Source organism: Niallia sp. M35 (assembly GCF_050971705.1).
GTDB classification, from domain to species: Bacteria; Bacillota; Bacilli; order Bacillales; family Cytobacillaceae; genus Niallia; species Niallia circulans_A.
On the sequence record NZ_JBPCEP010000012.1, the window covers coordinates 204798 to 218296 of the forward strand.

The following is a 13499-nucleotide window of genomic DNA, read 5'->3' on the forward strand; positions in this document are numbered from 1 at the left end:
CTCGTTTATATTAAATACTAAAAAACCCTAAAAATTGCCTAACCGCATTTTTTAGGGTTTTTTAGTAGGTTTACATCTTTAAACTTGAGAGGAAATTATAAATATATTTGAAATAGTATTACTATCTAATGTTAGGTAATTTATAAAAGGCGCTGTATATAAAAAAATAAAATCCGATTTTTGGGGAATAGTAATCTTAATGAATAATAAAGGGTGGGCACGATGAAAATAATGAAATATTCCAAGACACTGTTGATTTTGTCGATGATCGTACCTTGGGTTACGGTACCCTTATTAGGTAAAAATACACTTAAACGATATATAGCTGCAAGCACGTTTATTGCGTTGATGGTGAGAGTGACAAATATTGTTGCTAAAAGACGTAAATGGTGGTGGTGGTATGAAAAAATCCATCAAATACTACCAGGAGACATTCCGTTTATGCTAGGATCCTTTTTTGTAGGTTCCATTTGGATATTAAAATGGACATACGGAAAGTTCTTTACTTATATGGGGATCAATATGGCATTTGATTCCATGTTTACCTATGTTATTGTACCTTATTTAACTAAGTTTGGAATAGCATCTTTGGTACGAATATCCAAAATGCAGCTAATGTATGTTTTTACAGTGTTAGCTTTAATCTTATATGCTTTTCAATTTTTATATGAAAAGATTCCGTTTAATAGGTGGAAACTAAAACATACAGAGTAAAAGAATTTTAGCAAGACAAAAAAATATGATGATATAGTGAAATTGGATAAAAAAGGGAGCGGTTTAAGAAAGTACGAATGGAATAATCACAGATTCGTTCTTTCTTTATCTATTGTAGTGAAAATTAATTGTGGTAATGAGTCTAAAGAATCAAATATTAAGGTGTGTTAAATAGAGTTAATAGTAAAATATACCCCTTTCTTCTGAAAAAATGTTATATTTTAGATGGAAAAAGATTAAGAGCAGAAGGGGTACTCATGAAAGAGTTTAAAAATAATGTAAATAGAAAAATATACTATATTATCGTTTGGACAGTGATAGCTATTATTATAGCTGGATTATTTATTAATAATCCCCGTCTAGATGATTTTGGAGTGGCATATGTATTTCAGCTGATAATGGCATTTTGTCTATCTCTTTGTTTGTTGCTGTATCCAAAGAATGGGACAGATAGTTATAGATTAATCATTATCTTATTGGGCTCCACCTACTTTTATACATTGTGTATTCTATATCCCGAAACTGGATCTAATTTTATTTTGCTTTGTTTTATACCAATGCTTTCTATTTTATTTTTCAATTCGAAGCTATTTTATTTTTCCTTGTTTTTAAATAGTTTCTTCATTTTGCTTTTATTTGCTTACATTCTTTTTGTAAATCAAAAATCTCAATATAGCTATATAGAACAAGATGTAATTGGAAATTTATTGAGCTTTCTTGCGAGCCAAATTATCGTTTATTTTATTTTTTATTTAACAAATGTTCGAATGAAGCGGCAACATGTATATGACGAACAAATTCAGCATTCAGAGAGGTTGAAGACATCTGGTCAGCTTGCGGCTGCGGTTGCTCATGAAATTAGAAATCCTTTAACGGTTGTGAAAGGTTTTTTGCAGTTTTATAAAGAAGATCATTCCTTTACTCCTAATCAGAAGCATCATTTTGCATTAATGATCGATGAATTGAATATGGCAGAAGAAGTAATTTCTCAATTTTTAACGATGGCGAAACCGGAACAAGAAAAAGTAACAGAAATCGTAGATGTTAAAGCTGTCCTTCAGAGTGTAACAGATTTACTGCATTCATATGGACATTTACACGATAATCAAATTGAATTGAATGTGACAGATGATTGTATTGTTTCTGCAAACATCATTGAATTAAAGCAATTGTTTATTAATATTATAAAAAATGCTATTGAGGCTTCTAAATATGGCGATTTAGTAAGGGTAACGGCAAAAAGAGAGCAAGATTTTGTTGTCATAAATGTCATCGATTATGGAAAAGGGATGTCAGAAGAAGAAATTGCCTTTCTAGGAACCCCTTTTTATTCTTTAAAAAGAAAAGGAACCGGTCTTGGCTTGATGATTTGTTTTAATATAGTAGAAAAATATAATGGCGAGCTAAAATTTAAAAGCTTAAAGGATTATGGAACGACGACCATCATTCGTTTTCCGTATTATCTAGTATAAATAAAAAGCTAAAACCTAGGGAATACTCTTTCTCTAGGTTTTAGCTTTTATAGATGAAAAAGGAAAACGATTGGAATGATTTTTTTCTTTATGGGGATAACTAATAAAAAAGGAAATAAACAAATGATTGGACTTTTCATCGCTATTATTGGGGTCAATATTTTTGCATTTAAGGTAAACAAATATGTAACAAAAGCTCAAATGGTAAGCATCTGGGCCTTTACCGTTGCATTTCAAGCGGGCTTTGATATTTATATATCTTTTAAATACCATGGTTACTGGTATTTTGATAAAGATGCGATTGAATGGATAGGGCTTCTTCCACATCTCGCTCTTGTGCCACCTGTGAATATTATCTTCCTAAATTGGTATCCGTTTAAAAAATCATTTATTAAACGTTTGATTTATTTTGCCTGCTGGACGATAGGGATTTTAATTTATGAGGTCATTACACTTTTACCAGAGCCATGGGGATATTTTCATTACGGATGGTGGAATGTGTGGATTTCTGTAATGGTTGATCCGGTACTTTTGTATATTTTATTACTGTATTATAAGTGGATATCTAAGTTAGATAATCTCCCTAATTAAAATTCATTTAGCCCAAGAAATTGGGTTATTTTTGTTAGAAAGGGATTGTTTGTTTAAGGAAAGGAAGCAGTATGCATTTCTTTTTGAATTGGGATATGCCTAGTGGTTAGCTATGCACTTTCAGAGAGCAAGCTGATGACTATTTAATTATTAGTAGAAGATCCTTTGTGATCTAGAGGTACTATACTTTTTAAGGATAATTATTTATGATTAACACTAGAACTCTACTGAAGGTAGATGAAAAGCATATAGTTGTTTTGAAAAATGGAGGTAAAATCATGGAAAATAATGATATTTTAATTCGTTTAAGATACGCGTTAGAAATAAAAAATAGTGAAATGGAAGAAATTTTTAAGCTTGGGGGAAAAGAGGTTTCTGTACCTGAAGTAGTAAGAATACTGAAGAAGACAGATGAAGAGGCAGAAAATGATGATCAAATCAAATTGACAAATAGTATGTTAGATTCCTTTTTAAATGGCTTTATTATTTATAAGCGAGGAAAGCAAGAGCCAAAACCAGGACAACCAAACACACCTGAATCATCGATAAAAAACAATACAAGTGTTAATAACATTTTATTAAAGAAAGTTAAAATTGCGCTGTCATTAACGACAGAGGATATGATTGATATATTTAAAAAAGCGGGGTTAAATGTGTCCAAAGGAGAATTAGGAGCTTTTTTAAGAAAAGAAGGCCATAAAAACTATAAAGTATGTTTAGATAATTTCGCCAGAAACTTCTTAAAGGGATTAGCTATTAAATACAGAGGATAAGTAAAGGTAGTGACGATATGCTACATACCTACTTAGGGGAAACAATCCGTTATGAAATAAAATATAAAAATCGTACCTCCATTGGAATAACAATGGATGGCTATGGAAACATTGAAATTTTGGCTCCCAAAAAGACACCAGACGAATATGTCCATCAAGTACTAGAGCAAAATTGGAACCAAATTCAAACCAGAATAAAAGAAATGCAGACAAGAATGGCAGGTCCACAGAAAAAGGTATATGAGAATAAAGAGAGATTTCTTTATTTAGGTAATACATATCCTATTCATATTATCCAAGAAATGGCGGTTGTCCAAGAACAGGTTAAATTCGAAGAGGACAAGCTGTGTATCTATATAAAAGAGTATGATAAGAAAAAAATAAAAAAATTATTAAAAAGGTATTATTATCAGCAAAGTAAGTCTTTAGTGGAAGAGAGGGTCTCCTTCTATCAAAGTAACTTTAAAACAAAGCCTCGGTCGATACGGATTACGGATAGCAAAACTAATTGGGGCACTTGTGATTCTAATTTCCAATTAACCTTCAATTGGAGGTTAGCGATGGCTCCAATTGAGGTAATTGATTATGTTGTTGTTCATGAAATGTGTCACATGGTTCATCTTAATCATGATCGCTCTTTTTGGAGACTTGTTGGGAAGATAATGCCTAACTACAAGGAGAAAGAGAAGTGGCTAGCTTTATCTAATTGGAAAATGACAGTCTAGTTATATAAGGGGAGAAAACAGAATTTTGACTGGAGCATTAATCCAGTCTTTTTTCTTTTTTGAATGATGGAGGTTGATAGCTTAAAAGCTATCATTAATTTCTTGTACTTTGGCTGATAAGAGCTGGAGTTTGGCTGATAAATTCTAGGTTTGGCTGATAAGAGTTGAAGTTTGGCTGATAAGAGCTGGAGTTTGGCTGATAAATTCCAGGTTTGGCTGATAAGAGCTGGAGTTTGGCTGATAAATCCCAGGTTTGGCTGATAAGAGCTAAAGTTTGGCTGATAAATCCCAGGTTTGGCTGATAAGAGCTAAAGTATGGCTGATAAATTCCAGGTTTGGCTGATAAGAGTTGAAGTATGGCTGATAAATTCCAGGTTTGGCTGATAAGAGCTGGAGTTTGGCTGATAAATTCTAGGTTTGGCTGATAAGAGCTGGAGTTTGGCTGATAAATTCCAGGTTTGGCTGATAAGAGCTAAAGTTTGGCTGATAAATTCCAGGTTTGGCTGATAAGAGCTAAAGTTTGGCTGATAAATTCCAGGTTTGGCTGATAAGAGCTAAAGTTTGGCTGATAAGCCCTTAACTTTGGCTAATATCCTAAAAATATCTTACCTCTTTTGCAAATGTCTCAGTTCTTTTTATTAATTTCCTTAAACGAATCAATCATATGCTGCCGAAATTGTCTTGCTACATAAGAATAATGTCTATTTTTTAACCAAGCGAAACCAACCATTTGATAACAATGGGGATTCTTTAAACGAATGATTTTACTATTAGTTAGTTGTTTTCCTAAAAAAGAATACTGAGGATAAAAGGAAATACCTTGTCCTTCGTCAACGAGCTGCAGAACTATCGACAGTTCCGTTCCTTCAAATACAATATTAGGTGTAAAGCCAGCTTGTATACAACATTGTTCAAACATACTTGTAGATTCTAATCCTGACTTATAGCCAATAAATCGTTCATTTTTTACATCTTGCAAATCAATTTCATCTAAGTGTGCTAGTCGATGGTTTTTTGGAACGATTAAATCCAACCGTTCTTTTAAGATAGGCAGCCATTCTATATCCGGCCCTGTTATGGGTGTATTAGAAACGCATAATTCAATTTCTCCCCGCATTAACCGTTCCTTTGCAATAAAATCAGGTAATATCGATTGTTGAATCCGTACATTGGGTCTTCTTTCATAGAAACGTTTGAATATAGAAGGAAGAATAGTGGAACTCATGACACTAACCGATACTTGATCTTCCTCTATTTCAGCCATTTCTTGAATTGTTTCATGGGCGTCTTCTAAGATTCTTAGAGCGTGTTCTACTTCTTTCGCATAAAACTTCCCATAATTATTCAACCGAATATTCTTCCCATTTCTATTGAATAAAGGAACACCTAAATCCTCTTCTAATCTAGCGATTGTTTTGCTTAGTGATGATTGTGAAATATCTAAATGAAGTGCTGCTTGAGACATATGCTCAGTCTTGGCAACAGTTAGAAAGTAGTGTAACTGTAATAATTGCATACGAACCCCTCTTATGAATCATAATAAATATATATATTCCTTTGCTTCTATTGTATCCATTTTCGGAAAGGATTACGATAAAAACGAATTCACAAATTTGTCACATTTAAATTGAATATATTTAAGGAGTAGATCGTATGAAGATTAAAGCAGCCGTTACCCCAGGGCAAGGTAAAGATTTTCTTTTAGAAGAAGTAGAATTAGCTGCCCCAAAAGCAAATGAAGTATTAGTGAAAATTGTTGCAACAGGTGTATGTCATACAGATGCTGTTGCCCGTGATGCAGCAATTGCTCCACTACCTGCAGTACTGGGACATGAAGGAGCAGGGATTGTTGAAGAAGTTGGTTCAGGCGTTACACGTCTAGCAAAAGGGGATCATGTTGTATTATCCTTTGCACATTGTGGACACTGTGAAAATTGTTTAACAGGTCATCCAACTGTTTGTGAAACGTTTAATGACTTGAACTTTGGTGGCGCTCATGATGATCATACACATCGCTTATCTAAAGATGGTAAACCACTTTCCACTTTCTTTGGTCAATCTTCCTTTGGTACATTTGCGATTGCCCATGAACGTAACGTTGTTAAAGTGGATAAAGAGGTAGATTTAGCGCTTTTAGGACCTTTAGGCTGTGGAATCCAAACAGGAGCGGGTACTGTTTTAAATAAAATCAAGCCTGAATTTGGAGCTACTATTGCTATTTATGGTGCAGGTGCTGTTGGCTTAAGTGCTATTATGGCTGCTAAGATAGTTGGCTGTAAAACAATCATTGCTGTTGATATTCATGATTCACGGTTAGGGCTTGCCAAAGAACTTGGTGCAACACATACATTCAACGGAACAAAAGTAGATGTTGTTAAAGAAATTAAGGAATTAACAACTGGCGGAACAAAATATGCAGTCGATACAACTGGCTTTCCTCCAGTAGTACGTCAATGCTTACAAGCATTGCGTCCATTAGGTGTGGCAGCGGTAGTGGGAGTTACACCTGAAATGAATATTGATGTTCATAATGATATAATGGCAGAAGGAAAAACAATGATGGGTGTAATTGAAGGGGACTCTGTACCAAATGTTTTTATCCCACAGCTAGTAGAATACTACAAAAACGGTCAATTCCCATTTGACAAATTAGTTAAATTCTATGACTTTGATCAAATTAATGAGGCTTTCGAAGCTTCTAAAAATGGAGAAGCCATTAAACCGATTTTACGAATAAGTTAATAATTTAAAAATAGGAAAAGTGGCGTTAAATAGATTATATCGACTATTGGACGCCACTTCTCTGTTCATTTATTTAAATCATTACCTCCAGCAATAAGGCCCTCAGAAACTTTCTTTTTTTATCCGACTATCTTCCTGAAAAAATTGGTGAAGGGAACTTTTTACTTTAATTATTCGTAATCCTTTTTGACTTAATAAAATATATTAGGAGGAGAATTTTTGAATTTTGTTGCCTGGATGATTGTTGCTAGTGAAATAGGCTTTTGGATTGTGATTATTTTAGGATTACTAATTAGATATGTTTTTAAAAGAGAGAAATTAGGCTTTTTCTTTTTAGCACTAACACCAGTAATTGATTTGCTTTTGTTGATTACAACAAGTTTGGATATGTATCGAGGAGCTACCGCCACCACTGCACATGCCATTGCAGCTGTTTATATAGGCGTTTCGATCGCATTTGGAAAAGACATGATTAAATGGGCGGATGAGAGATTTCGTTATTACGTCGCCAAACAAGGAACTAAACCTATTTCATTGTTTGGGATGGCATATGCTAAGCATTACTTGAAAAGTTGGGGGAAACATGTGCTAGCTTATGCTATTGGGGCAGGGATATTACTAGGCTTAATTTTTTTCATCAAGGATACTGCTCGCACAGAAGCACTAGACGGTGTACTAAAATTATGGACAGTAGTATTAGGCATTGACTTGATTATCGCGATTTCCAATTTTATTTGGCCAAAAAAGAAAAAGGGTTAGAGGAAGAATTTTTCTTCCTCCATCATCTTATTCATTAATATTTAGGGCAATTTCTTCTAATTCTTCTTTTACTTGGCCAATAAGGGAAATAGCCGATCCAACGGCTTGAATCCAGCTGCCTAATACACCGATATTTTGTTGATCATGGTTACTTATTCCATGTAATTGTTCTGTTCCACTTATCGCTTGTAAAGAATTCCCGATTCCCTGTAATAAACCACCAATTATATTTTCGATTCTTCCATCTGCTGTATGATCAAAAAATTCATCTGTAAGCCCGACAAAGCTTCCTAATGCTTGAAGCCAATTCCCTGTAATAATTAATTTCTGCTCTGTTGGGGTGTTGCTCCATTTATAAAGAAGCAAGCCGGTTACAACCGTTGAATTTCCAATTGCCTGAATTTCATCTCCTAGCTTTTCTAATGAAATAGTCCCTTGTCCGTCAGCTTGCAATGCGCTGCCTGTTCCTTGTAATATATTGCCAACTAAACGAAGCTGATAATTTGTTTCTCTAGACAAGTGGAAGGAGGGGGTACTTCCGATAGCTGCTTGGATAGTACCAATCGTATTGATAGCTGATCCGAATATCTCTTTAAAATGACCATTCATTCCATATCAACCGCCCATTCCCTTTACACTAACTAACATATTCAAAAATGTTTTAAATGGGATAAAAACGAGCTGGATATAATAAAAACAACTTGGAATAAAGTTTCCAAGTTGTTTTTTCAAAAAGAAGATAATCCTTTTATTTGCTGCCGAAGCTTCCAGAAAACTGCTTTACTACTGCTTGGATTTCCTCTAATCTTTCTGGTTTTATTAGACTGATCATTTTAGGCAGAAACTGTTCGATATCATTTTTGGAAAAAGTACCCTCATCTTGTTTTCGGAAGTTATCCATTAGTATAGCCTTTGCTTCTTCTTCTTTCCCCTCTTGTACTCGCTGTAAGATAAAAGCTAAAAACTTTTCTTGCCCTTGCTTGTCCATTTCGTTGTCCTCCTAATTGTATATCTCTTTGCTTAGTATAAACGTAAAAGCTATTCTCTAAAATATCATTTTTTTATAAGGAAAATAAGTAGATCGAAAAATGAGATTCTGGCTAAGCTATTCTTTTTTTAGGATGTGCTATGTCGTGTTATGATTAGTTCTAAATATGGGTAGACAGGATTATAGAATAAGCTTCTATCTGTTAGTGAAAGAGGCGGGGTATGAGTAGTCCTACAATTTAAATAAGGAGAAACAAATGCAATGATAAAATTTGAAAATGTATCAAAAAGATACACTGATGGAACAGCAGCAGTTGATTCGATTGAATTTGAAATTAAGCAAGGGGAATTTTTTGTAATTATCGGACCAAGTGGTTGTGGAAAAACAACGACATTGAAGATGATTAATCGTTTAATTCCTCTTTCAGATGGCACCATTTATATAAAGGGAAAAAAGATAAGCGAATATGATATTCATGAATTACGGTGGAATATTGGCTATGTTCTCCAACAAATTGCCTTGTTTCCCCATATGACAATTGAAGAGAATATCGCAATCGTACCTGAATTAAAACAGTGGGAAAGAGACAGAATTAAACAAAGAACCGAGGAGCTTTTAGATATGGTTGGTCTCGATCATCAAACATATGCCAATCGAAAGCCTAGTGAACTGTCAGGAGGAGAGCAGCAAAGAGTTGGGGTTATTCGTGCTCTTGCGGCAGATCCGGAGATTCTATTAATGGATGAACCCTTTAGTGCCTTGGATCCGCTTAGCCGTGAAAAGTTACAAGATGATATGTTGGATTTAAAGAAAAATCTAAAAAAAACGACTGTATTTGTTACACATGATATGAAAGAGGCTTTAAAACTAGCAGATAGAATTTGCATTATGAAGAAAGGGAAGATCGTTCAGATAGGCACCCCCCAAGAACTTATCACAAATCCTACTAATGACTTTGTGAAGAACTTTGTTGGAAATAAACATGATAGCTGGAGCAATGATTTTCAACTGAAGGACTTATTAGAGCCAATTATTGAAAAAGAGGATAAGCAAATAAATCAAGTGAGTGCCCCAATTACTACCACTATGCAAGAGATAGTGGATATGCTAGTGAAGTATGAACAAGTAATAATCGAACGAGATGGAACGCCAATTGGATTGGTTAATCGCAGGTCAATGATGAAATATGTATCTTCTAGACTACTTCAGAAAGGGGTGTAAGGGATGAAGGAGCTGACACAAGTATTTCAAGACAGAAAGGCTGAATTAGCAAGTGCGCTGTTTGAGCATATTCAAATATCCTTCATTGCTCTCTTTTTTGCAGTCATTATTGCTATTCCACTAGGAATTTATATTACTAGACATAGAAAGGTGGCCGAAGGGATAGTAGGAATCACATCTGTTATTCAAACAATTCCTTCCTTGGCATTATTAGGTATTCTGATTCCATTATTCGGAATTGGCAGAGTGCCAGCAATTATTGCTTTAGTTGCATATGCCTTGCTGCCAATTTTAAGAAATACATATACAGGAATTAAAGAAGTAGATCCGTCCTTAATTGAAGCGGCTCGAGCGATGGGGATGAATACACGAAGAAGATTATTTAAGGTAGAAATTCCTCTTGCGATGCCAGTTATTATGGCGGGGATTCGGACAGCCATGGTATTAATTGTAGGAACAGCCACTCTTGCAGCTTTAATTGGAGCTGGAGGTCTTGGCGATATTATTCTATTAGGTATTGATCGTAATAACACAAATCTAATTCTTCTAGGGGCAATTCCAGCAGCATTGCTTGCTCTTCTGTTTGACTACTTATTGAAAAAATTTGAGCAGCTATCCTATAAAAAAGCCTTTATTTCTATTGGAGTGATTGCACTTTTATCGCTTGTAATAATCTTAATGCCATTAATAGGACAGAAGGATGAAGAGATTGTTATTGGAGGGAAATTAGGGTCTGAGCCCGAAATTCTCATTAATATGTATAAAATACTTATTGAAGAAAAAACAGATTTACAAGTAGAGCTGAAGCCGGGATTAGGAAAAACCTCTTTTGTGTTTCAAGCATTGCAAACAGGAAGCATTGATCTTTATCCGGAATTTACAGGGACGGCTATTTCTGAATTTTTAAAGGAAACGGCTACTAGCACAAATCGGGAGGAAGTGTATCGACAAGCGAGGGATGGGATGTTAGAAAAATATCAAATGATAATGTTAGAGCCAATGCAGTATAATAACACCTATGCATTAGCAGTTTCCAAGAATCTTGCAGACCAATTTCAGCTAGAATCTATCTCTGACTTGAAGGGGATAGAAGAGCAAATACAGGCAGGTTTTACATTGGAATTTTCAGATCGTGAAGATGGCTATCAAGGTATCCAGTATCTTTATGGACTTACTTTTCCTAATCTTGTAACAATGGAGCCTAAATTACGCTATGTAGCAGTTGAATCAGGTGAAATTAACTTAGTCGATGCCTACTCCACAGATAGTGAGTTGCAACAATACCAATTAAAGGTGCTAGAAGACGATCAAAATTTATTCCCACCATACCAAGGGGCTCCTTTAATGAAAGAAGAAACGGCAAAAGAGCATCCTGAAATGGTAGAAGCACTAAACCAGTTAGCGGGAAAAATAAGCGATGACGATATGAGAAAAATGAATTATCAAGTAAATGTAGAAGGGGAAAGTCCGCGTGAAGTTGCCGAACAATATTTGGAAAACGCGGGTATTGTTCAATAGGGAAACATTGCTATTTCTGCCATAAGCCTTTTCAAAAGAAAACGGAGCAAACTGAATATACGTAGACTCCCTATGGGAGATTGACCCCACAGCACTTGCGAACGCCACATGGAACACGGTGTATATTCAGTCTGCGGGTGATGAGCTGATATATCTATTCTTAAAATAAATAGTCCTCCAAACAAATAAACGAATGTTTTAATACGTACGTATATTTGTTTGGAGGCTCATATTTTGTTGGAATACTTATATCCTAAAATAATTAAATTAAAAGCAATCAAATAGACCCATGCACCGAGGTTTGCTACACTAATTCCTATCAATAGTAATAAAGGATTTTTCCATTTCATGTTAATCGACCCCTAAATTCAAAATTATTTCCAAAAAAAAATCTCATCTCCAAGGTGTATTACTTTTGGGACGAGATTTTGTAAATTTAGAAGTTTGCGATGCCACCCCAGTTTATTACTATGTCGCCATAGAAACCTCTCAAGTATGACATTTGTATAAATGTGTATACTTTTTCTCGATAACGGGGGAACCCGACACATAATCAAAAATCAGAATCTTTCCTATGTGCAGCTCAGTGACTTGCTTCAATATGCTGCTACATCCTCCATTTCCAGCGATAGGAGTTCTCTGTAATGCTTGAACATATCTACTCTACTTTTCTCTTCTTAGCTTTTATTAAAGGTATATTATCATAATAGATTGAATAAATAAACGATTGAATAAGTGAATAAATAAGACAGGGATGGATATGCAGGTTTTTCGATCTTTCTATTCGAATATATTCTTAAGGAAGCTTTTTCTTATAAGATTTCAAAAGCTGTTTTTGAAAAGGGGATGTGGTGTTTGAAGTGCAGGGGATATTATAAATATGGAGGAGATGCTAAATGAGCATAGAAAGGGAATATTTGCAGGCTGTCGTTAATCGATTTAAAGAGGTAAAAAAACTTGGAGATAATACATTTGAGCAAATAGGGGAAAAAGAAATAAATTGGACTTATAATAGCTCGTCCAATAGTATAGCCATTATTGTAAAACATATGAGTGGAAATATGATTTCTAGATGGACAGATTTCTTAAACACAGACGGAGAAAAGGAATATAGGAATCGCGAGGAGGAATTTACTGATAATATTTCTTCAAAGGAAGAGCTTCATACAGTGTGGGAAAATGGGTGGAAGGTATTAATAGATTCATTGACTAATTTAAAGGAAGAGGATTTATTAAAAACTATTTACATTCGTGGAGAAGGACATTTAGTGCTCGAAGCTATAGAAAGACAAATGGCTCATTATGCCTATCATGTTGGCCAAATCGTTTATATCGGAAAGTTCATAAAAGACACAGAATGGAAGAGTCTTAGTATTCCAAAAGGAAAATCAGAGGAGTATTTAATAGAAATGAAGGAGAAGCATAAAAAAGGTATCGTGGAATAGAGGAGGGAGCTAGACGAAAATGTTTATTGTAAATGTAGAAGGAGCAGTTAGAAGAGCGGATAAGTGGTTGATTGTAGAAAGAAGTAGAAAAGAGGAACATGCTGGGGGAATGCTCTCTCTTGTAGGCGGAAAAGTAGATTTAGAAGGGAATTCCATAGATATTCTCGAAAGAACAGTCAAACGAGAAATTTTAGAAGAAGTAGGTGTGACGGTTAGAGATAAAATGGAATATGTGCATAGCACCTCATTTGTAACAGAAAGTGGGAAGCATGTAATTGATATAGTATTTCTATGCGAGCATGAGCAAGGCGAAGCATTTGTTAAAAGTCCTGATGAAGTAGAAAATATAGAATGGCTGACAACTGAAGAGGTATTAGATCATTCACATGCACCTAGTTATGTAAAAGAAAGTATAAAGCGAGCGGCAGTATTGCTTCAAGCGTAAGCTTTATTAGGATAATCACCTTTAATTATTCTATGTGCAGCAAAACCATTTAAGTTGTTGGGGAAAATAGTAAGTTATACCAGTTTAAATATAGGAACTTAGTGAA

The 13499-nt window shown here is 34.7% G+C and carries 14 protein-coding genes; 11 read left to right on the plus strand and 3 right to left on the minus strand.

Annotated elements, in window-relative coordinates; translation table 11 throughout:
* The first annotated feature begins 222 nt into the window (after positions 1 to 222).
* From NiCM35_RS18030 to NiCM35_RS18050, 5 genes are all read left to right on the plus strand, one after another.
* Positions 223 to 714 (plus strand): hypothetical protein, encoded by a 492-nt coding sequence (locus NiCM35_RS18030; RefSeq protein WP_123258914.1) that lies wholly within the window; start codon positions 223 to 225, stop codon positions 712 to 714.
* Between the two features lie 257 nt (positions 715 to 971).
* Entirely contained in the window at positions 972 to 2186 is a 1215-nt protein-coding gene (locus NiCM35_RS18035) for an ATP-binding protein (protein ID WP_371472352.1), read from the plus strand.
* Positions 2187 to 2261: 75 nt separating this feature from the next.
* Positions 2262 to 2777, plus strand: a complete 516-nt coding sequence (locus tag NiCM35_RS18040; RefSeq protein ID WP_338068390.1) for a hypothetical protein — start codon at positions 2262 to 2264, stop codon at positions 2775 to 2777.
* Between the two features lie 278 nt (positions 2778 to 3055).
* A complete protein-coding gene (locus NiCM35_RS18045) occupies positions 3056 to 3550 on the plus strand; it encodes a YehS family protein (RefSeq protein ID WP_371472349.1) in 495 nt (164 codons plus the stop codon).
* A 17-nt stretch (positions 3551 to 3567) separates the two neighbouring features.
* A complete protein-coding gene (locus NiCM35_RS18050) occupies positions 3568 to 4275 on the plus strand; it encodes a M48 family metallopeptidase (protein WP_095330826.1) in 708 nt (235 codons plus the stop codon).
* A gap of 625 nt (positions 4276 to 4900) precedes the next feature.
* On the opposite strand, the gene NiCM35_RS18055 is transcribed toward NiCM35_RS18050, so the two are convergent.
* Entirely contained in the window at positions 4901 to 5791 is an 891-nt protein-coding gene (locus NiCM35_RS18055; protein WP_095330836.1) for a LysR family transcriptional regulator, read from the minus strand.
* A gap of 137 nt (positions 5792 to 5928) precedes the next feature.
* On the opposite strand from NiCM35_RS18055, the gene NiCM35_RS18060 reads away from it, so the two are divergent.
* Positions 5929 to 7017: an NAD(P)-dependent alcohol dehydrogenase gene (locus tag NiCM35_RS18060; protein ID WP_371473606.1), complete on the plus strand. Its 1089-nt coding sequence runs from the start codon at positions 5929 to 5931 to the stop codon at positions 7015 to 7017.
* Between the two features lie 219 nt (positions 7018 to 7236).
* Positions 7237 to 7776, plus strand: coding sequence for a hypothetical protein (locus NiCM35_RS18065; protein WP_095330842.1), 540 nt, complete (start codon positions 7237 to 7239; stop codon positions 7774 to 7776).
* A gap of 27 nt (positions 7777 to 7803) precedes the next feature.
* Here NiCM35_RS18065 and NiCM35_RS18070 read toward each other — a convergent pair whose 3' ends face one another.
* Together NiCM35_RS18070 and NiCM35_RS18075 are read right to left on the minus strand one after the other, a co-directional pair.
* Entirely contained in the window at positions 7804 to 8385 is a 582-nt protein-coding gene (locus tag NiCM35_RS18070) for a DUF6944 family repetitive protein (protein ID WP_095330844.1), read from the minus strand.
* A 139-nt stretch (positions 8386 to 8524) separates the two neighbouring features.
* Positions 8525 to 8764: a hypothetical protein gene (locus NiCM35_RS18075; RefSeq protein WP_095330846.1), complete on the minus strand. Its 240-nt coding sequence runs from the start codon at positions 8762 to 8764 to the stop codon at positions 8525 to 8527.
* A 261-nt stretch (positions 8765 to 9025) separates the two neighbouring features.
* Between NiCM35_RS18075 and NiCM35_RS18080 the strand changes: the two genes are divergently transcribed.
* The 4 genes from NiCM35_RS18080 (at position 9026) to NiCM35_RS18095 (ending at position 13393) form a co-directional block, all read left to right on the plus strand.
* Positions 9026 to 9985, plus strand: a complete 960-nt coding sequence (locus NiCM35_RS18080) for an ABC transporter ATP-binding protein (RefSeq protein WP_123258919.1) — start codon at positions 9026 to 9028, stop codon at positions 9983 to 9985.
* A gap of 3 nt (positions 9986 to 9988) precedes the next feature.
* On the plus strand, positions 9989 to 11503 hold the full coding sequence (opuFB, locus tag NiCM35_RS18085; protein ID WP_123258920.1) for an osmoprotectant update ABC transporter permease/substrate-binding subunit OpuFB: 1515 nt from the start codon (positions 9989 to 9991) through the stop codon (positions 11501 to 11503).
* 896 nt (positions 11504 to 12399) lie between these two features.
* Positions 12400 to 12948, plus strand: a complete 549-nt coding sequence (locus NiCM35_RS18090) for a DUF1572 family protein (protein ID WP_123258921.1) — start codon at positions 12400 to 12402, stop codon at positions 12946 to 12948.
* 19 nt (positions 12949 to 12967) lie between these two features.
* Entirely contained in the window at positions 12968 to 13393 is a 426-nt protein-coding gene (locus NiCM35_RS18095; protein ID WP_095330854.1) for an NUDIX hydrolase, read from the plus strand.
* The last annotated feature ends 106 nt before the right edge of the window (positions 13394 to 13499 follow it).

Bases quoted from the DNA above. Each gene is read 5' to 3' on its own strand.
- NiCM35_RS18095 (WP_095330854.1), top strand. From the start codon at position 12,968: ATGTTTATTGTAAATGTAGAAGGAGCAGTTAGAAGAGCGGATAAGTGG.
- NiCM35_RS18055 (WP_095330836.1), bottom strand. From the start codon at position 5,791: ATGCAATTATTACAGTTACACTACTTTCTAACTGTTGCCAAGACTGAG.
- NiCM35_RS18075 (WP_095330846.1), bottom strand. From the start codon at position 8,764: ATGGACAAGCAAGGGCAAGAAAAGTTTTTAGCTTTTATCTTACAGCGA.
- NiCM35_RS18060 (WP_371473606.1), top strand. From the start codon at position 5,929: ATGAAGATTAAAGCAGCCGTTACCCCAGGGCAAGGTAAAGATTTTCTT.
- NiCM35_RS18040 (WP_338068390.1), top strand. From the start codon at position 2,262: ATGATTTTTTTCTTTATGGGGATAACTAATAAAAAAGGAAATAAACAA.
- NiCM35_RS18035 (WP_371472352.1), top strand. From the start codon at position 972: ATGAAAGAGTTTAAAAATAATGTAAATAGAAAAATATACTATATTATC.
- NiCM35_RS18050 (WP_095330826.1), top strand. From the start codon at position 3,568: ATGCTACATACCTACTTAGGGGAAACAATCCGTTATGAAATAAAATAT.
- NiCM35_RS18070 (WP_095330844.1), bottom strand. From the start codon at position 8,385: ATGAATGGTCATTTTAAAGAGATATTCGGATCAGCTATCAATACGATT.
- opuFB (WP_123258920.1), top strand. From the start codon at position 9,989: ATGAAGGAGCTGACACAAGTATTTCAAGACAGAAAGGCTGAATTAGCA.
- NiCM35_RS18090 (WP_123258921.1), top strand. From the start codon at position 12,400: ATGAGCATAGAAAGGGAATATTTGCAGGCTGTCGTTAATCGATTTAAA.
- NiCM35_RS18045 (WP_371472349.1), top strand. From the start codon at position 3,056: ATGGAAAATAATGATATTTTAATTCGTTTAAGATACGCGTTAGAAATA.
- NiCM35_RS18080 (WP_123258919.1), top strand. From the start codon at position 9,026: ATGATAAAATTTGAAAATGTATCAAAAAGATACACTGATGGAACAGCA.
- NiCM35_RS18030 (WP_123258914.1), top strand. From the start codon at position 223: ATGAAAATAATGAAATATTCCAAGACACTGTTGATTTTGTCGATGATC.